The organism is Methylibium sp. Root1272 (genome assembly GCF_001425905.1).
Lineage (GTDB): Bacteria > Pseudomonadota > Gammaproteobacteria > Burkholderiales > Burkholderiaceae_C > Methylibium.
Genome location: NZ_LMDY01000012.1, coordinates 325,523 through 341,099, shown reverse-complemented (window position 1 = coordinate 341,099; position 15,577 = coordinate 325,523). Strand labels below are relative to the sequence as shown.

19 protein-coding genes are annotated in these 15,577 nt (G+C 67.0%); 6 read left to right on the top strand and 13 right to left on the bottom strand.

Annotation, left to right across the window (positions count from 1 at the left end):
* Positions 1–75 precede the first annotated feature (75 nt).
* From ASC67_RS07450 to ASC67_RS07430, 5 genes are all read right to left on the bottom strand, one after another.
* Positions 76–1,194: a patatin-like phospholipase family protein gene (locus tag ASC67_RS07450; RefSeq protein ID WP_056317276.1), complete on the bottom strand. Its 1,119-nt coding sequence runs from the start codon at positions 1,192–1,194 to the stop codon at positions 76–78.
* A complete protein-coding gene (locus tag ASC67_RS07445) occupies positions 1,191–3,449 on the bottom strand; it encodes a ThiF family adenylyltransferase (protein ID WP_056317272.1) in 2,259 nt (752 codons plus the stop codon). The genes ASC67_RS07450 and ASC67_RS07445 overlap by 4 nt, the downstream gene beginning before the upstream one ends.
* Positions 3,449–4,627 (bottom strand): hypothetical protein, encoded by a 1,179-nt coding sequence (locus tag ASC67_RS07440; RefSeq protein ID WP_056317271.1) that lies wholly within the window; start codon positions 4,625–4,627, stop codon positions 3,449–3,451. The genes ASC67_RS07445 and ASC67_RS07440 overlap by 1 nt, the downstream gene beginning before the upstream one ends.
* Before the next feature lie 367 nt (positions 4,628–4,994).
* Positions 4,995–5,492, bottom strand: coding sequence for a hypothetical protein (locus ASC67_RS07435; RefSeq protein WP_056317268.1), 498 nt, complete (start codon positions 5,490–5,492; stop codon positions 4,995–4,997).
* A gap of 6 nt (positions 5,493–5,498) precedes the next feature.
* Positions 5,499–6,566 carry an XRE family transcriptional regulator gene (locus ASC67_RS07430; RefSeq protein ID WP_056317265.1) on the bottom strand — a complete coding sequence of 356 codons (1,068 nt, stop codon included), beginning with the start codon at positions 6,564–6,566 and terminating at the stop codon, positions 5,499–5,501.
* A 93-nt stretch (positions 6,567–6,659) separates the two neighbouring features.
* Between ASC67_RS07430 and ASC67_RS07425 the strand changes: the two genes are divergently transcribed.
* From ASC67_RS07425 to ASC67_RS07410, 4 genes are read left to right on the top strand one after another with little or no spacing between them, the layout of a single operon-like run.
* Positions 6,660–6,893, top strand: a complete 234-nt coding sequence (locus tag ASC67_RS07425) for a DUF2188 domain-containing protein (protein ID WP_056317262.1) — start codon at positions 6,660–6,662, stop codon at positions 6,891–6,893.
* Entirely contained in the window at positions 6,890–7,111 is a 222-nt protein-coding gene (locus tag ASC67_RS07420) for a hypothetical protein (protein ID WP_056317258.1), read from the top strand. The genes ASC67_RS07425 and ASC67_RS07420 overlap by 4 nt, the downstream gene beginning before the upstream one ends.
* A gap of 19 nt (positions 7,112–7,130) precedes the next feature.
* Complete coding sequence (locus tag ASC67_RS07415) at positions 7,131–7,412, top strand: hypothetical protein (protein WP_056317255.1); 282 nt, start codon at positions 7,131–7,133, stop codon at positions 7,410–7,412.
* A gap of 29 nt (positions 7,413–7,441) precedes the next feature.
* A complete protein-coding gene (locus tag ASC67_RS07410; RefSeq protein WP_056317251.1) occupies positions 7,442–7,804 on the top strand; it encodes a metal-dependent hydrolase in 363 nt (120 codons plus the stop codon).
* Positions 7,805–8,071: 267 nt separating this feature from the next.
* Here the strand turns inward: ASC67_RS07410 and ASC67_RS07405 are convergent, their stop codons facing one another.
* The 4 genes from ASC67_RS07405 to ASC67_RS07390 form a co-directional block, all read right to left on the bottom strand.
* Positions 8,072–8,380 (bottom strand): XRE family transcriptional regulator, encoded by a 309-nt coding sequence (locus ASC67_RS07405; RefSeq protein WP_056317247.1) that lies wholly within the window; start codon positions 8,378–8,380, stop codon positions 8,072–8,074.
* An 81-nt stretch (positions 8,381–8,461) separates the two neighbouring features.
* Positions 8,462–8,743, bottom strand: coding sequence for a hypothetical protein (locus ASC67_RS07400; protein WP_056317244.1), 282 nt, complete (start codon positions 8,741–8,743; stop codon positions 8,462–8,464).
* Between the two features lie 115 nt (positions 8,744–8,858).
* Positions 8,859–9,797 (bottom strand): relaxase/mobilization nuclease domain-containing protein, encoded by a 939-nt coding sequence (locus ASC67_RS07395; protein ID WP_056317240.1) that lies wholly within the window; start codon positions 9,795–9,797, stop codon positions 8,859–8,861.
* 19 nt (positions 9,798–9,816) lie between these two features.
* Positions 9,817–10,566, bottom strand: a complete 750-nt coding sequence (locus ASC67_RS07390; protein WP_156466689.1) for a hypothetical protein — start codon at positions 10,564–10,566, stop codon at positions 9,817–9,819.
* Between the two features lie 151 nt (positions 10,567–10,717).
* Between ASC67_RS07390 and ASC67_RS07385 the strand changes: the two genes are divergently transcribed.
* Both ASC67_RS07385 and ASC67_RS07380 read left to right on the top strand, forming a co-directional pair.
* Positions 10,718–10,996 carry a type II toxin-antitoxin system ParD family antitoxin gene (locus ASC67_RS07385; RefSeq protein WP_056317234.1) on the top strand — a complete coding sequence of 93 codons (279 nt, stop codon included), beginning with the start codon at positions 10,718–10,720 and terminating at the stop codon, positions 10,994–10,996.
* Entirely contained in the window at positions 10,996–11,316 is a 321-nt protein-coding gene (locus ASC67_RS07380; protein WP_056317230.1) for a type II toxin-antitoxin system RelE/ParE family toxin, read from the top strand. The genes ASC67_RS07385 and ASC67_RS07380 overlap by 1 nt, the downstream gene beginning before the upstream one ends.
* A gap of 22 nt (positions 11,317–11,338) precedes the next feature.
* On the opposite strand, the gene ASC67_RS07375 is transcribed toward ASC67_RS07380, so the two are convergent.
* From ASC67_RS07375 to ASC67_RS07360, 4 genes are all read right to left on the bottom strand, one after another.
* The gene (locus ASC67_RS07375) at positions 11,339–12,271 is read right to left on the bottom strand and encodes a ParB/RepB/Spo0J family partition protein (RefSeq protein WP_056317223.1); all 933 of its coding nucleotides are present in this window, start codon (positions 12,269–12,271) and stop codon (positions 11,339–11,341) included.
* Positions 12,255–13,091, bottom strand: coding sequence for a ParA family protein (locus ASC67_RS07370; protein ID WP_056317220.1), 837 nt, complete (start codon positions 13,089–13,091; stop codon positions 12,255–12,257). Before ASC67_RS07370 ends, ASC67_RS07375 begins: the two co-directional genes overlap by 17 nt.
* A 204-nt stretch (positions 13,092–13,295) precedes the next feature.
* On the bottom strand, positions 13,296–14,159 hold the full coding sequence (locus tag ASC67_RS07365) for a DUF932 domain-containing protein (RefSeq protein WP_056317218.1): 864 nt from the start codon (positions 14,157–14,159) through the stop codon (positions 13,296–13,298).
* Positions 14,160–14,221: 62 nt separating this feature from the next.
* The gene (locus tag ASC67_RS07360) at positions 14,222–14,701 is read right to left on the bottom strand and encodes a single-stranded DNA-binding protein (protein ID WP_056317215.1); all 480 of its coding nucleotides are present in this window, start codon (positions 14,699–14,701) and stop codon (positions 14,222–14,224) included.
* Between the last annotated feature and the right edge of the window lie 876 nt (positions 14,702–15,577).

Sequence of the window (15,577 nt, the reverse complement as noted above, 5' to 3'; positions counted from 1 at the left end):
TCGCTGAAGGCGACCAACTTCGGGTTGCGGCCGCGCAAGTCCAGAATCGAGTGCCTACCTGCTTCAGCGCGGTGCTCATAGCGATTCCTCCACGTCAAGGCCGGCCGCTGCAGACCCAATCGCATGCTCGGCCGCGACGGCGTCGGCGATCTGATAGCCATGGTCGGCCAGGAGATCGAACTCTGTGCGCGTCAGCCGACGCAGCGTCGTCGGGAAGAGAGCCGGGTGCTGGCTGCTCCCTGTGCTTCCTCCCACGGCACTAGATGCGCCAATGTATACATAAGCTCCCGCACCAGGTGTCCTCTGCAAATAGCTAGTGAACGTACGGACTCGTAGAGCACGAGCCTGCTCGGACATGATGTCAGCCACCCGTTTGAGCCGCCAGGGGCTCATCACGCCGTACGAAAAACCAGTGGGCAGCGGTGCCCCCGCGTCCGACACCAGAATGAACAAACTCTTGTGTTTGGGAACTCCATGCCCTGCGTCGAAGTAGGGCTCAAGCCCGAGGTTGTCGTACACGCCACCGTCGTATAGGTGTAGCCGGCGGAATCCGATGTCGACTGGCTGCACAGACTCGGGGTCGCTGTCCCACGACGGGCGTTTCTTCCACACGAACCGGCTCGCAGCGAGAGTCAATGGTCCAAAGCCGCCTGGGAAAGCTGCTGACACCGCAAGTGCGCTGGCCAGCTGGAACTCGCCGGGATGGGCATAGCCGAGCTGGTAGTCGCCAATGCTCTCCGGCTTGAACCGGAACCGTCGACCCGTTTCGGCGGTCGTGCCGTTGATTGACCACTCGGGCGTGCGTGGCAGATCCGCCAGCCTGGCCTTCACGCCCCAGTGCTTGCGCAGTGCCAGGGCGAGCAGGTTCGCCCGCGACAATGCGAAGCGCCAGCGCAAGGGATTCAGCAACTGCCGCGCGGCGGCCCATTGCAAGCTGGAGCTGCATAACTTGTCGCGCAGCGCCGGGTAGGTCGTGGACAGGAACTCGGCTGACCTGGGCCAACGCATGCCTGCGCTCTGCAGGATGAGCCCGACCAACAAGCTGCCGCCCGACACGCTCGACAACCGGTGCACATGCTCAAGGGCACCACGCTCTGCCAAGTGCCGCAGGACACCGAGGTGGAACACCATCGCCCTCACGCCCCCACCCGACAGCACCAGAGCGATGCGCGGATTGCTTTCGGCAGAACTCATGACACCTGCATGCTCACGACGCTCAGCTCGTGGTCGCCGACGATCAGTTGTAGTGCGGGCAGGCCTTCGTGTGCCATGCCTGCGGCGAGGTAGACAAGCTGAAAGAAGTCGTCGCGGCTAGGCCTTGTGCTGTGCCCTGGGGGATGGCTATGCCACTCGCCGATGTAGCGAACGATATTCGCTGTTCGTCTGCTGGCTTCGGTGACGGACTCCATCACACCTTCGACACCGCGTTCGAAGGACGCTGTCGAGGCCAGGCTATCGGCGGGCGCCGCAAGCGCGTCGACGACAACAACCGCATCGACATTGAAGTCGTAGTGGCCCAGCAAGATTCCGCCTGTCTCGGAAGGGAGCCCTTCCGCTCGCAGCGTGCGCAACTTCTCTTCCAGACCTTGGTCGATGAACAGCGTCGAGTTGCCAAGCTTCATCGCGCGCTCAGTGCTCACAGGCACCTGCTGCGCCAACACCGTCCCAGTACTCGGTTCGCGCGCCCAGATACGGATGGCCGCCTCCGAGTCGGCTGCGGCCAACTGCAATTGCTCGGCAAGCAAGGCGGCGTGTGCCTGCAGCCGCGTGTACGGCATGACGTAGGAGATGTCGCGGCAGCTAGCGCCGCTGTAGTACTTGCCCAGATGCTGTGCCAGATGCTCACGACCCCAGTCGTGTTGGATCAAGGCACGGTAATACTGTGCCTCCAGCGTCCTCAGACGGATCGCTCGTTTCGCATCCTCCATCAAAAGGACTGCGCCGTTGGCGTCGGGCGTCACGAAGATCGAGGCATGGCGCGCTATGTCGTCTCGGGTGCTCACGAGCCGCGGGTAGTCGAGCGTAGTCGATGCGTCAACGACCAGCGTGGCCCTTGTTAGGGCGGCGAGCACATCGGCGTTGTCCAGTTCGCAAGCGTCCGCGTGTATCGCGGTCATCGTTCCGGCTCCGCGCATCACAGCGTCGTGCAACTCAGCCATGGCCTGCGCCTTAGATGCTCCGATCTGGCCAGATCGAGCAATGTGACGCACCAGGTTATGCGGCTTCACATGGTCGTTGTCGATCACGGTCCACTGGCCCCAACCGCACCGCGTCCATAGGTCGAGAACAGCACTGCCTAGTGCGCCAGCGCCGACGAAGGTACCGGTGGGGCCTTCGTCGACGATTCCGGACTGCCTGCGAGCACCGGTCCGATCAAGGCCCTGCTGCACTTCCATGGCCGGGGTCGCCATGGCACGCCACCCGTCGCCGGGCGGCGGCGCGAACGGTCCGGCCAGCTGTTCCCTGTAGTACCGGTCACTCTGCAGCATCAGTGCACCGCAGCTCGCGCCGAGCTTGAGCGGGCCCTGCGGTAGCAAGTACGCCCGCCGGACGACGTGCTCGACCGCGGCTCCTTCGGCCCGGCTCACGGGGATCTCCAGCAGTAGCACCGAGAAATTGCTGTCGGCAGCAGCTGGAGCACCTTCGGTGCCGACTTGCTCCTGCACGGCTTGCGCGATGCTGAGACGGAGGTTCAGTCCTCGCGCCGCCAGCAGATCAGCCAAGCCGCCAAGGTCGGGCGGGTCGATGTCGACGCGGCCATGGATGACCGGCTGCAGCCGCAACAGGATGGGCGCAAATGCGCGTTCTGGCTGTGCGCCCTTAGACGTCGGACGAAGAAAGTATGTTCGGCCAGGCCCAGGACGATCTGGCCCCTCGATCACCTGGAACGCCACGTCAGCCGCCTGGCGAAGCTGGTCGAAGTTCCATGGCAGGACCAGTTCGAACGGCGTCATAAAGAAGAGCTGTTCCGCCGGTTGGTCAGCGGCATGGAGTTCGTCGCGTGCGGCCTTCTCCAGCCACGTCTGAATTCGGCTGAGAAAGTTCTGAGGTGTCCACGTGCGCTGCACAGCGCGGGTCGGTTCGTAGTACAGGCACAGACCTGCCGGCGCGCCTTCGGGCGTCAGGTTCTGGTGCATCAGCCGTGGAAAGGTCTTCCGCAGCGCATGGACTGCGACCAGATGCTTCGGATCCTTCGCTACCCCAAGTGCCAGTCGCTCGGGGTAGCCGATGCCGTGCGGGTTGTTCGGCGGCACCGCATCACATCGGACTTCGACGATCAAGAACTCGGCCTCCGCGTCCCCGTTGTCGTCGCGCGCCAAGCATTCGATGATGTCAAAGTCCTTGTGTCGGATCAAAGCATCGGCAAGGGCGCAGGCGCGGGCGATCGTGAGACCGTCCGGACCGGCCAACTTCCGGACGCCCGAGATCGCGTAGAACTCGTTCGGCATCAGCCCAAGCGCGAAGGCGGGGATGCCAGCCCGGCCCTTGGAGCCGTCGCACCGACGATGGCGGGGGCCCCGACGATGGCCTTGATCCACGAAACACCGCCGGCCGTGACCTCGAAGGTCAAGGGCTTGGGCTTCGTCGCGTTAGGCTCCTCCATCGTTACCAGAAACTTGCGCCCGGCTACTTGGCGCAGATGGGACTCGTAGGCCTTGCGTGCCTGAATGTGCGGCGGTTGATCCTGCTTGTACATGTCCGACGAGTCAGGGATCGGATTGCTCGAACTGACGAGGTAGGCCCCGGCTTGGCCCTCAAGAAGCAGTTCCTTGATGCGCGGCTTGGGGACAGTTTCGCGCTCTCCCTTCACGTCGCTCAACGCACGGTAGCTGCAGTGGTGCGGTATGTTGAATAGGTTCCAGCGCAGGCGGTCATCGTTACTGTGGGCTCGGGTGATGGCTACCACATCTTCGAGCACTTCCCAGGTGCTATCGCCGACCTGCATGAAGTCGTAGTCGGCGCCGTCGGCCCGCAGGCGCACGTTGAAGATGAGCGATGCGTCGTTGCGGACAACGTCGCCTTCGTCGCAATGCTTGATGAACGGCGAGTGGCAGAAGAACTCGATGCTGTCGTTGGCGAGCGAGAAGCTGTCGACGACCGTGCCGGCATCGACAAACAGGTGATCGCGCGCGGTGACCGGCTCGCCTCGCGCGCGCAGCGCTGGGTGTAGCCAATCGAGCAGGGCTTGGGGCTTGGAAAACACGCGGATACCCTTGCCTTCAAGAAGGCGATGCCGCCCCTCGCGGCGCAGGATCGCGAACTCGTCGCTCATTTGCTCGCGAGCGACATCTTCGATCAACATCGCCGCGGGCAGCCACAGTTCGTTGATCTTGATGCGGCCGTTGCCCTGGTAGAGGGCGGCGTGGCGCAACTCAAAGAAGTCGGTACTGCCGCAGATGTGATCCGTATCGGCGTGCGTGAACGCAACCATGTCGAAGTAGTCGCGCTTGGCCGACTTCAGTTCGTCCTGGAGGTGCTTCTTCAGGTCGATCCGAGGGTCGTTCTCGTCCTCCGCCACCCTTCGGTGGCAGTAGTCGAACAGGGCGCGCTTGCCGCCGGCCAGGAGGATCTGGCAGGTGTCGCCGTTGCCGACGGGGTAGAAGGTGATGGTGTGTGCTGTCGGCATGACTGTCGAACTCCGTTTCGGATTTTTGCGGGAAGGGGTTCGCCAGATGCGTTAGCACTCAATCCGAAAGAGTGCTGCCAAACACTATATACAGGCTTCCTGAGGAGTCAAGGCACTACCAGTAGTGCCGTATAAATTAACAGCCTGGATATCCGTACATCCGCGGTCCGTCTGGCCGGCCGTTTCCGCGCCTATGAACCTCGGTTTCGCTGCCCAGGGGTAGAAGGGAGTCTTCTATCCCGGACTTTCAGGCGGCAGGGTCGACTTGCCAAAGTTGGGCCGCTTATCAGCCCCCGCTGCCAAGGCCCCGCCATGGCACGTCGATAGCTGCCGCGGGTCGAAGAGTCTCAGTCAATCGTCGGTCTACTCACGCAAGAGGCGACCATCGTTGCATCCGACCTTGAACTTCGCTTTTGGGCAGTCGGCAGCGGTGGTGATTCGAGATACGTGTCAGGCCCTCGTGGAGCGTTGCCGTGCCAACGGTTCCGGATGCCTCCATCTGGTCGAGGATCCACAGCAACCCGTAAACCGTGCACTTCCAAGATTGCGCCTCCGTACGCAAGAGCTTGTCGCCAGTCACCAAGGCATGCTCCGGTCGCAGCGCACAGCTAAGGGCAAAACAGTCGGGAAGCGACAAGCCGGGCTGCTGCTGACGGAGCTCCTGGGCAAAGACCACTTCGTCTGGGGTGAGCGCCACAACACCCAGCCCGAGACGCCGCAGCAAAGGCCCGTTGTCCGATTCAAGCTCACGCGCGTACAGCAGATCTGGCACCACCATGGTGAGGCCGCATGAAAAGGCGGGCTCCAGGAGCCCGCCTCGCTCCAAGTCGATCAGCACGGAAGTGTCCGAGACCAGGATAACCATGACTACTCAGGCACCCTGACCCATCAGTCGGCGATCCAGCTCGCGGACGCTGATGTTCAGCAGTTCCGCGGCACGGGCCTCCGATATGGCTCCCTCAGCCACCGCGCGCAGACACAGACGCTCCATGCGTTGCGGCACTTCGGGCGGCAGAAGGTTGGGTTCGGCGGACGCTTGGCTGTTCCATCCCAAATCCTTGATCTGGGCCCACAACCGGCCGTAGGCGGCTTTCGGCAGAACGCCGAGCTGAGCGCAGCGAACCACCAGCGAGGCGATGCTGACCTTGAAGATCTTCTTCAGCTCAGCCAGCTCACCGATCGCGATCGACGTGCGGTGCGTACCGAGCAACCCTAGAACCATGTCCTTGGCCATCAGGAAGGCTCCCGCGAATCGATCGGCGGCCTTCTCTTGCTCCGCGTCGTTTAGCCCACTGAAGCGCAACACCAAGTGCGCAAGTTCGTGGGCCAGCGTGAACCTCTGCCGCTCGCCGTTATGGCTCTGATTGACAACGATCACCGGCACTTCCTCCCGCTCTGGACGCTGCACGAAGGCCTTGGAGCCAGAAACGTTCTCCGGCAAGTCCAGGGCAATGACCTTCACGCCCTTGTCCTCCAGCAGTTCGGCCATGAGCGGGATCGGGTCGATGCCCAGCTTCCATAGATGCCGCAAGGCGTCGGCGGCCTGCTCGGCGTCCTCGATGCGGCTGACGTCAAAAGCTTCCCCGGCAGGGGCATTCCAGGGCTGCTCCACGCCGGGCAGCAACTCCTCCAGCTCCAAGTAGCGCTCGACCTGGTCGAGCACAGAAGCTTCCACGGCACGTTCTTCCTTGGCGCCCGCATGCGGTGCCTTGCGAAAGTCCACGCCCGTCAGCGCGATCTCGCGCTCGCTGAGCAGGTACTCCGGCGAGACCTGCAAGGCCTTGCATAGAGCCAGCAGGATCGTGGAGCTCGGCATCATCTCGTCGCGCTCGTACTTGCCGATGGCTTGTGCCGAGACCTGCCCTTGGATCGCAGCCTCAAGCTCGCGCAGCGACAAGCCACAGGCTCCTCGCGCCCTCTTAAGTCGGTTTCCGATCATGGTGTTCTCCGCGCCCGTTTGTTTACGTATTGACTTTTTTAAGTATGGTTTGTAAACTCACTTCCGTCAACTTCAGCGAACTGGAGGTTCGTGATGGCCAACCGGAACAACGTTCACATCGTTCAGCGCGACAACGGCTGGGGCACGCTCCGTGAAGGTGGACAGCGCGCGACCCAGGTGTTCGGAACGCAGGCGCAGGCCATCCAGGCCGGGCGACAGATGGCGCGTCAGGGCCAAGGGGAGCTCCTGATCCACGGTCGCAACGACCGAATCCGTGCCCGCGACTCCTACGGCAACGACCCCTGCCCGCCGAAGGATCGCAAATGATCAAGATCGACATCAAGCTCCCCAGCAAGGCCGACCTGATGCGAGCAGCCATGGCCGATGCCGAGAAGCACATCACCAAGAAGGCGCGGAGTGCAGCGGCGCGGCATGGTGGTGTGACGGTCCGGTTCAGTCGAAAGCCGGATGGAAGCATCCGGACGATCGAGTTTCAGGGCTCGGAAGCTGCGATCGAAGCCGCGAAGGCGGCGGTCGCTGGCTGAACCTAAGCGAGATCACAACATGGTCGATTGGCTTGTCGAGGTCCTGCTGGTGCTCAGTCATTCCACGAAGACGAAGCTTGCGCTTGCCTTCGGGGTGGCCTTCTTTATCGGCTTCCAGATCATGGGCCCTGTACTCGTCAGCGGACTCGAGCTGCGTGGCCCACTGGCGCCACTAACAGACGTGCTCGGGGACCATCTCATGCGCCGCTACGACATGGCCGCCTGGATATCGCTCGGCAGCTTCTTGCTCGTGGCCGTCAAGACGTATTGCAAAGATCGCCGTCGGCTTTTTGGCAGCTAACGCACGAAGCGACAATTCAAGGAGGGGCCATGGCCTGCGCAGCCGAACACGCCAGTTTCAACTTCTTCGCCGTCGCGGCCGCGACCGCAGTTGTCCAGCACCGCGAAGGCCGCCCTGTTGGCGTGGCGTCCATCTCCATGGGAGCCGCGGCCGCGTGCTTGCCGTCTCTTCCGGATATCTTGGAACCCGCGGTGCACCCGAACCATCGGCGGTTCTTTCACAGCATCACGACGGCGACCGCTCTGGCCTGCCTGATGCATCGGGTCTACAAGTGGGAAGCCGAGGACGAGTGGAAACGACTCGCTCGTGTCCTGCTGCTGGTTGGCGGTGGAGCCTACTTGGCACATCTCGCCCGGGACGCCCTGACAGCCAAGTCACTTCCGCTGATCTGACCACCCGCGCCACGGGATGGAGCGCTGAGGCCGATTGCAGCTCAAGCAACGCAATCGCAACTGACGCCCCCGCGGGAAGACTCGCTGTGGCGATGCCTTCAGGCTGAGCGCACGCGCAAACATCGCTGCCGCACGGTTGTGCTCAAGGCCAAGGACAGGATCACGGTTCCACATCAGCGTCTACTCCACGATACCTGACGGTCGGCTCGAGGTCGGAGAACGACCACCGCCACCGCAACAAGCTGCCGGTCTGGCCCGGCTGACGACTTAGGCGTTCACGAACGAGATCTTGATCCGCTTGCCGACCGCGCCGGCCGCCTTCACCAGCGTCTGCAGCGTCGTCGACGGGTTCTCGGGATTCAGCAGCCGATCGAGCTGCGCCCGCGTGGTCCCCATCCGTCGGGCCATCGCTGCCTTGGTCAGCTTGACCTTCTGCATGTCGCGCTCCAGCTGGTAGGCCAGCACCCGCTTGACCGCGATCGCCTGGGCATCTCCGTAGTGGCCCTCGTCCTCCATGAAGTCGGCGAAGTCCGATCCGATGTGCGGGTTCGCCTTCGCGATGGTTCTGCTCGTCATGCGGCACTCCTATGCTTCTTCAACCGTTGCTTCGCCAGGTCAAGGGTAGGCTTGTGCGTTGTCGATCCCATCTGAATTGGATCATTCTCGATACGTCATCGGTGAGCCATCGGGAGGGGACACGTCCCCGGAACTCGCGGCCGGCGGAGTGCCTTGACCTGCGACGGAGGCTTCACGCATCTCCCCGATCGACGTGACGCGCTGTCCGTTCACGAAGGCCGCCCCCTCCCGCACCTCGATCAGCATCGGGCCGAAGGCGCCCTCCCACACGTAGCGCTGCACGCCCTCGGTCTCAAGGGGCAAGGCTGGCTCGTCGTCGCGACGCGGACCGAGGAGCACTTCGGGGAGGAGCGGGGCGTTCATAGCGATCGGTGGACGGAGGACATGCGTGAAGTGAAGTCGGCTGGATACTGTATATTCATCCAGCATTACCGCAAGTCACTCACCCTGCTTCTCGGTCGACATAGCGTCGCCGCCCTCAGCGCGGCCGCCCTTGCGCCGCGCCGCTGGGTGACCGCGCCGCCCCACGGTCGACCTCCCCCTCCCGCGTGAAACGCCCGATCGCTTCGGCGAGCCGGCGGTCACCGGCATCGCCGGAGCGCGCCAGGGCGCGGCCGATCTGTGACCAGGCTTCGAGCGCCGACTGGCGGCCGGCCGAGGTCACGCCGTTGCGAGCCGCCCCACGCGGCCGCAACAGCCGCCCGTCCTCGCCGGCCTTGACCTGCCACAGCGACGGATGTGCCCGCGTCGCGCCGCGCGTCGCCTGCCGCGTCGCCTCGGCGTCGATGCCGTGGCCGCGCAGCTTCTCGGCGAAGGTCTCGCGCCAGCGCTGCAGGTCGGCCTTGCGCGGGTTGAGTCGCCGGCCGTGCCGCGACTCGGCGCGCACGCTCAGGTGCACGTGCGGATTGGCCTGGTGGTCGTGCAGCACCATCACGTACTTGTGGTCGGCCAGCTCGGCCTGCGCGAACTCGCGCGCGGCGCGCAGGACGATCGATGCGTCGGCCGTCCCGCGCGGCATCGACAGCATCAAGTTGTAGGCCTCGCGCCGCTCGCTGTGGTCGTCGATCCGGCTGCCGCCATGGCGCCACTCGTCGACCAGCTCGCGCACCGCGTCGCGGCCCTGGGTGGTCTGGCCGCGCTCGTCCTCGATCTCGAGCCGGCCTTGCTTGCTGATGTAGCGGAAGTGGGCCGCGATCGCCTTCATGCCGCGCCCGCCACCCGTGACCTTGACCATCACCTGCGGTGCGCGGCGCAGCACGGTGGCCGCGATGCGCGCGCGGACCGCGGCAGCGCGGTCCGCCAGACCCGGTGGCCGCAGCCGCGGTTCGGACCGCGGCCTGACGATGCGGTTGCCGGGGTAGAACAGGCGGTCGCCCCATTGGACCAGCACACCGTCGATCGCCTTGGGTTCGGTCATCACGGCACCTCGATACGCATCAGCCCACGGCCTGTGCCGCGCGTGGACGCCGCGGACGGACCAGCGGCTGCAGTTCGGCGGCGACCGACGAGGCCAGGGCCAAATGCGCGCGCACGTCGGCGCCCACCTCGTCGAGCATGGCGCGGTACTCCTGCGCCGCCCGGCCCGAGCCCTGGCGCAGCAGCGTCGTCAGGTGATTCAGGTTGCGCGACAGCGTGGCCAGCTCAGCGCAGGATGCGGTCAGCGTGGCGAGGCGGGCAGTGGCGCCGGCGGCGTCGGTCAGTGCCGGCGCCTGGGACAACAGGCCGGCCACGAAGTCGCCGGTCGACAGGCCCGAGGTTTGCGCGGCCGACAACAGCGCGTCGCGGGCCTGGCGCGGCAGGCGCAGCGACAGGCGGACGGTGTCAGTGGCGGGAGGCTTTTCCGCACCACGCGGTAGTTCGATGACAGCGCCCTGCCCCAGCGCCGCAGCCAACGCCTCGCGCACGAAGGCCGACGGCAGCGTGCCGCGCGCCCGTGCACGTGCCGCGAGCGCGGCCTTTAGGCCACCGAGATCGACGCTGATGCGTCCACGCGCTGCGCACGCCATGAGACCAGAGGACCGTCCTTTCTCGGCACGCGCCGGCGTGTCCGACATCGGCGCCGTGGCGCCTATCCTGCACTCGTCCATGCATTGATATTCGTCGAGGACCAGCAGGTCCGAGGCGCTGGATTCGGTCTCGAATGCCGCAACGCGACGGCGTGGGTGCCTCGCGAAGATCGAGGCCACCGAGCCGAGCCGAACCATCGCCGCCTGCACCGCCGAACGACGGCCGGAAGCGTGTGACGTACCAGGTGCTGCCCCATCGGGACCACCAACCGCCACGCCCGGGACCGGCGGAAGTAGTAGGATTCAATCCTACACATCACGCGAGGCCGCCATGCGCTCCACCCAGCAGTTCAGCATCACGCTGCCCAACGAGATGGCCGAGGCCGTGCGGGCGAAGGTCGCCGCCGGCGAGTACGCCACCGAGAGCGAAGTGATCCGCGACGGCCTGCGGGCCCTGCTCGCGCGCGACCGCGCCGTCGAGGACTGGCTGCGTCGCGATGTGATCGCGGCCTACGACGCGCTGAAGGCCGAGCCGTCGCGCGCCGTCGGCCTTGGCGAGGTCAAGGCCCGGCTTGCGGCCGTGCACAAGAAGTCGACCGCCAAGGCCTGATGGCCTACACCGTCGACTTCGCACCCGAGGCGGTCGACCAGCTCGCCTCGCTGTACCTCTACATCGCCGAGCAGGCCTCGCCGGCCACCGCACAGCACTACACCGACGCGATCGTCGCCACCTGCGAAGGCCTGAACCGGTTCCCGCTGCGTGGCGTCGCACGCGACGACCTCCGCCCCGGCCTGCGGGTCACCCACCACCGCGGCCGCACCGTGATCGCGTACGCGGTGGACGAGGCGGCCTTGCGCGTGTCCATCCTCGGCGTGTTCTACGGCGGACAGGACCACGAGGCTGCGCTGTCGAGCGGCCTCGACGGCTGAGGCCGGCCCCGCCCGATAACCGTTATACGACGCTGCGCGTGATGCGCAGCAGCCGGACGCGGGACGCCTCCACCTCGACGCGCTCGGTGCCTTCGGGTCGGACCACGTACACGAAACCCTCGCGCTCGGGCACGGCCCCGAAGTCGACGATCACGTCGCCATCGTCGCACCGCCCCCAGAGCGTGACAGCCTGGGCCCGCACGATGGCTGCACGCGGCGTGCCGGCCTTCATCGAGGCTTCGGGGGAAGCCCGCCGTGACGATGGCTCATCCGCGACCGCGGTCGCCACCGCCTCGACCAACCGGCTCGGCTCCAGGCTCTCCTTCAAGCCCTGCACCCCGCCCCGAGTGACCTTGCCGGCCGCCTCCAGCCAGCGCTCGACGGCCGCTGGCTCGCTGCCGCGCAGCCGGCGCAGCTCGTACAGCTCGGCCAGGCCGCGGCAGCGACCGCTGCGGTACAGCGCCATCAGCCAGTCCGGCGCGTCGATCAACGCACCGACGAAGGTCAGGTAGCCGCGCGACTTGCCCAGCCGGCGAGCGATCTCGGCAGGTGTCTCACCGGCGGCCATGCGCCGCTGCACGAAGAGCGCCAGCTCCAGCGGCTGCAAGCCCTCGCGCTGCTCGTTCTCGATGACCTGGTCATAGCTGTCGACCGCATGGTCCACGAAGGCCGGCACATGCGACCGTTCGGCCAGCTTCGAGGCGCGCAAGCGTCGTGCCCCGAAGTTCAGCATCCAGCGCCCTGGCTCCTCGGGATGCGGCCGCACCGAGATCGGCTGCCGCACGCCGCGCGCGCGGATCGTCGTGGCGAGCTCCTCGAGCGCCGCGGCATCGAACTCCTGCCGCGGCTGTTCCGGGTCTTCGTCGATCGCCTCGATGGCGATCTGCAAAGGCGCGCCGGCCGCCGGCGCGTCCTCGTCGGGCAGCAGCGCGTAGCCCTCAAGCTGCAGCGGCATGCGGTGCCCCCTCGGCCGGCTGGATCGCGGCACCCATCACGCGCGCTGCGATCGCGTCCAGCGTCGGCCGGATCTCGGCGGAGGCCTCGCGCGCCGCGGTCTTCTTCATCTCCCACAGCACCTCGCCGCTCGCCTGCGCCTCGGCGATGCACGAGCGGCGCGGGATCGCCGCGAAGGCCCCGGGCCCGTCGCCGACGCGGATCAGGATCGGATGGAAGGCCTGCACCACCTGCACGTAATTGGCCTTCTGGAAGGGCGTCGGTTCGACCATCGTCGGCAGCAGGCCGACGAGCTGCAGCTTGGGGTTGAGCACCGCCTTGATGCGGCGGATGCCGACGCGCTCATGGTTGAGCAGCATGTTCACGCCGCTCATCGCCTCCTGGTTCAGCTGCACCGGCGAGACGACGAAGTCGGCTGACGCCAGCGCGGCGATCACGCGGATGTCGGGGTTGGGGTTGGTGTCGACGATCGCCACGTCGAAGACCCCATCCACCGCCGCCAGGAAGGCGCGGACGTTGCGCGCGTAGGCGTTGTGTTGCGCCGCCTGACGCTCCAGCGCGAGCAGCTCGCGGTGCCCGGACACCAGCACGAAAGGCGCGTCCGGTACGCCGACGCCGGCCTGCGCCAGCAGCCGGTCGGCCGTGACCTCGGCCACCACGGCGCGACCCGAGCGCGTCAGCGCCTGCGAGAAGTTGGCCTGGTGGTCCAGGTCGATCGCCAGCACGCGCTGCCCCAGGCGGCGCAGGTGGTGGGCCAGCAGCGTCGCGACCGCCGACTTGCCGACGCCGCCCTTCTGGTTGGCCAGCACGAGTGTCTTCATCGGGGAGTCCTCCGGCGCGACCGTCCAGGACGGCGTCGGAGGGTCCCGGCCGCCGCGCCTCGAAGGCCGGCGGCCGGGTCGCGCGAGCCGGCGCCAGCCGGCGAGCGCGCGAAGGTCGGGCGCGCACGCCCCGCCCGATGATCGCGGCGGGGTGCCCGCGCCCTCACGCTGGATTCGGCGTCGAATCCAGCGCAGGCGGATCGCTCAGCCCTTGAGCTTGCGCATCTCCTCGGCCAGCAGCCACAACGCGCGGTTCAGGCTCACGCCGCGGTCGATGCTCGCGACCTCGCGGGTGCGGATGCGCCGGCCCTGCACGCTGCGGCCCGGCTGGCCGCCGCGCAGCGCGTTCTCCTGGACCCGCTGGAAGGTGGTCCACAGGCTGTGCCCCACGTCCTCGAAGCGCCGCGCCTCGATCAGCTGGGCGGCGGTGACCGGCGCCGGCGGCTGACCCTCGCCGCGCTCGCCGAAACGCAGCGCCAACGCCGCGGTCGCGAAGGCCTGCTCCTCGGCGGGCTTCAGCTCGATCGCCTTCATCGCGTCGGTCGAGGCCTCGACGGCCTCGAAGCCGTCGAGCACGCGGAAGGCGCCCTCGATCACCTCGCCCTGGATGTTGCCCTTGTGCGGGATGCGGATGTCCTCGACCACCTGGCCGCAGACCAGGCCGTTGCAGCACACGAAGCGGAACAGGCCGGCGAGCATCTGGTAGCTGCTCGCGCCGTCGTGGCTGTTGATGAGGATGATCTCGTTGGCCTCGGGCCGCGTGCTGACCTGGCCGCTGCCCTCACGATGGTGGCGCAGGCGGATCAGGTGCTTGGTGAACTCGGCCTTGCCCTCGATGCGGCTCAGGCCCTGGGCCACCATGAAGGGCTCGAAGCCCTCGCGCCGCAGTCCGCGCAGCACGTCGATGGTCGGGATGTAGGTATAGCGCTCGGAGCGGCTGGCGTGCTTGCCCTCGGCAAAGATCGACGGCGCCGCGCGGCGCATCTGCTCTTCGTCCAGCGGCTGCTCGCTGCGCAGCACGCGCGTGCTGTTCGCGAAACGGGTCGCGAGTGTCGGTTGGGTGTGCATGGCATACCTCGTCGGTAGTGGGTGGGACGATGGGCGGAGCCGCGGGGCCCCGCCCCGTGGGTTCAGGCGTGCGCCGGCTCGGGCTGGCGCTCGCTGCGCGTGCGGCGGGTACGCGTCGCCGCGGGGGTCCCCGGCTCGCCGCCCTCGCCACCGGCCGGCGCCGGCCCCTGGCCGCGCGTGCGGCGCGCCTCCCTCTCGGCCTTGCTGTCGAGGTAGTCCAGTTCCTCGGCCGTGAAGGCTAGCGCGTAGACCTCCTCGCCGTCCTTCTCGTAGTTGTTGTTGCGCAGGCGGCCGACGATGTTGACGTGCGAGCCCTTGCCCAGGTACTCGGCCGCGTTCTCGGCCTGCTTGCCCCACAGCGTCCACTGGATCGCGGTGGATTCCTCCTCGCGCGCCTCGCCTGCACCACGGTTCGCGCGCCGCGTGTTGCTGATCGCCGTCAGCACCGCCTTGGCGACCTTGCCCTCGCGACCGTTGACGAACTCCAGCTTGACCGCGCCCGCCAGGTGCGCATGGCGCTGGATGACTTGAACGTTGGCCATGACCTTCTCCTTGCATGAGAGACCAGCCGGACCCCGGAGCGGGTGTCCCTGCAAACTGATCCTCTCGCTCGGACTTCCTCGCTCCCGCCCACGGGCGGGCGGGGGGTGGGCAAGGCCCCTTCCCTCACGGGAAGGGGTGGGGGATGGGTGGGGTGCCTTGCAGCCGAAGCAGTGAGCCGGCTTCCCGGCCCACCGCTGAAAGATCCCCCCACAAGTCCCCCTCGCCGAAGGTCGGGGGCTTGATGGGGAGAGCGCGGTGGGCCCCGCCGGCGACGGGTTGCCCCGTCGCGGGCGTCGCAGCAACGCGCAGACGCCCGACGATCCTCCCGCCGCGGCGGCCCTGCGGCCGACGTGCCACCAAGCACGCCGCAGGCGTGCGACTGGCGCGGCGGTCGAGCCGCGGCGGGCACTTCTCAGGTCCTCGGCGGCCCGGCTGCGGGCGTGGCGGGTGGACGGGGGGACGATCTGGGCGGCGCGCAGCGAACGAAGCGCAGCGGCGTGAGCGCAGCACCGGTCAGTTCGTCCAGCGGGCTCGTTCACGCGCAGCGTGAAGGAAGCAGTCCCGCGAACCCGGCCACGGGACGGGCCGCCGTCGTGCGACCGCCGGCTCCGCCGGCCTGGCCATGTTGCGTGAGGGATGGCCGCCCGTCAGGGGCGAGACGCCGGCCCTCGGTCGGTGGCTCGACGCGCAGCGCCACAGCCCGGCCCCGCGCAGCGGGGGCACGCGCACCGGGATGTCGGTAGGCCATGCTGCATCGGACCGCGCAGCGCACCACTGGAGCCTCGCTGCGGCACCAGAGGGCAAACCGCTTAGCCCTCACGCGCCAACAGAAAGGAGAAGGCCGGCGGTGGCACTCGAGTGCCACTGCCGGCCCA

Coding starts and splice junctions, on each gene's coding strand:
- ASC67_RS07420 (WP_056317258.1), top strand. CDS start 6,890: ATGATCAAGATCGACATCAAGCTCCCCAGCAAGGCCGACCTGATGCGA.
- ASC67_RS07400 (WP_056317244.1), bottom strand. CDS start 8,743: ATGAACGCCCCGCTCCTCCCCGAAGTGCTCCTCGGTCCGCGTCGCGAC.
- ASC67_RS07425 (WP_056317262.1), top strand. CDS start 6,660: ATGGCCAACCGGAACAACGTTCACATCGTTCAGCGCGACAACGGCTGG.
- ASC67_RS07435 (WP_056317268.1), bottom strand. CDS start 5,492: ATGGTTATCCTGGTCTCGGACACTTCCGTGCTGATCGACTTGGAGCGA.
- ASC67_RS07410 (WP_056317251.1), top strand. CDS start 7,442: ATGGCCTGCGCAGCCGAACACGCCAGTTTCAACTTCTTCGCCGTCGCG.
- ASC67_RS07450 (WP_056317276.1), bottom strand. CDS start 1,194: ATGAGTTCTGCCGAAAGCAATCCGCGCATCGCTCTGGTGCTGTCGGGT.
- ASC67_RS07370 (WP_056317220.1), bottom strand. CDS start 13,091: ATGAAGACACTCGTGCTGGCCAACCAGAAGGGCGGCGTCGGCAAGTCG.
- ASC67_RS07360 (WP_056317215.1), bottom strand. CDS start 14,701: ATGGCCAACGTTCAAGTCATCCAGCGCCATGCGCACCTGGCGGGCGCG.
- ASC67_RS07445 (WP_056317272.1), bottom strand. CDS start 3,449: ATGCCGAACGAGTTCTACGCGATCTCGGGCGTCCGGAAGTTGGCCGGT.
- ASC67_RS07380 (WP_056317230.1), top strand. CDS start 10,996: ATGGCCTACACCGTCGACTTCGCACCCGAGGCGGTCGACCAGCTCGCC.
- ASC67_RS07385 (WP_056317234.1), top strand. CDS start 10,718: ATGCGCTCCACCCAGCAGTTCAGCATCACGCTGCCCAACGAGATGGCC.
- ASC67_RS07415 (WP_056317255.1), top strand. CDS start 7,131: ATGGTCGATTGGCTTGTCGAGGTCCTGCTGGTGCTCAGTCATTCCACG.
- ASC67_RS07405 (WP_056317247.1), bottom strand. CDS start 8,380: ATGACGAGCAGAACCATCGCGAAGGCGAACCCGCACATCGGATCGGAC.
- ASC67_RS07430 (WP_056317265.1), bottom strand. CDS start 6,566: ATGATCGGAAACCGACTTAAGAGGGCGCGAGGAGCCTGTGGCTTGTCG.
- ASC67_RS07440 (WP_056317271.1), bottom strand. CDS start 4,627: ATGCCGACAGCACACACCATCACCTTCTACCCCGTCGGCAACGGCGAC.
- ASC67_RS07395 (WP_056317240.1), bottom strand. CDS start 9,797: ATGACCGAACCCAAGGCGATCGACGGTGTGCTGGTCCAATGGGGCGAC.
- ASC67_RS07375 (WP_056317223.1), bottom strand. CDS start 12,271: ATGCCGCTGCAGCTTGAGGGCTACGCGCTGCTGCCCGACGAGGACGCG.
- ASC67_RS07365 (WP_056317218.1), bottom strand. CDS start 14,159: ATGCACACCCAACCGACACTCGCGACCCGTTTCGCGAACAGCACGCGC.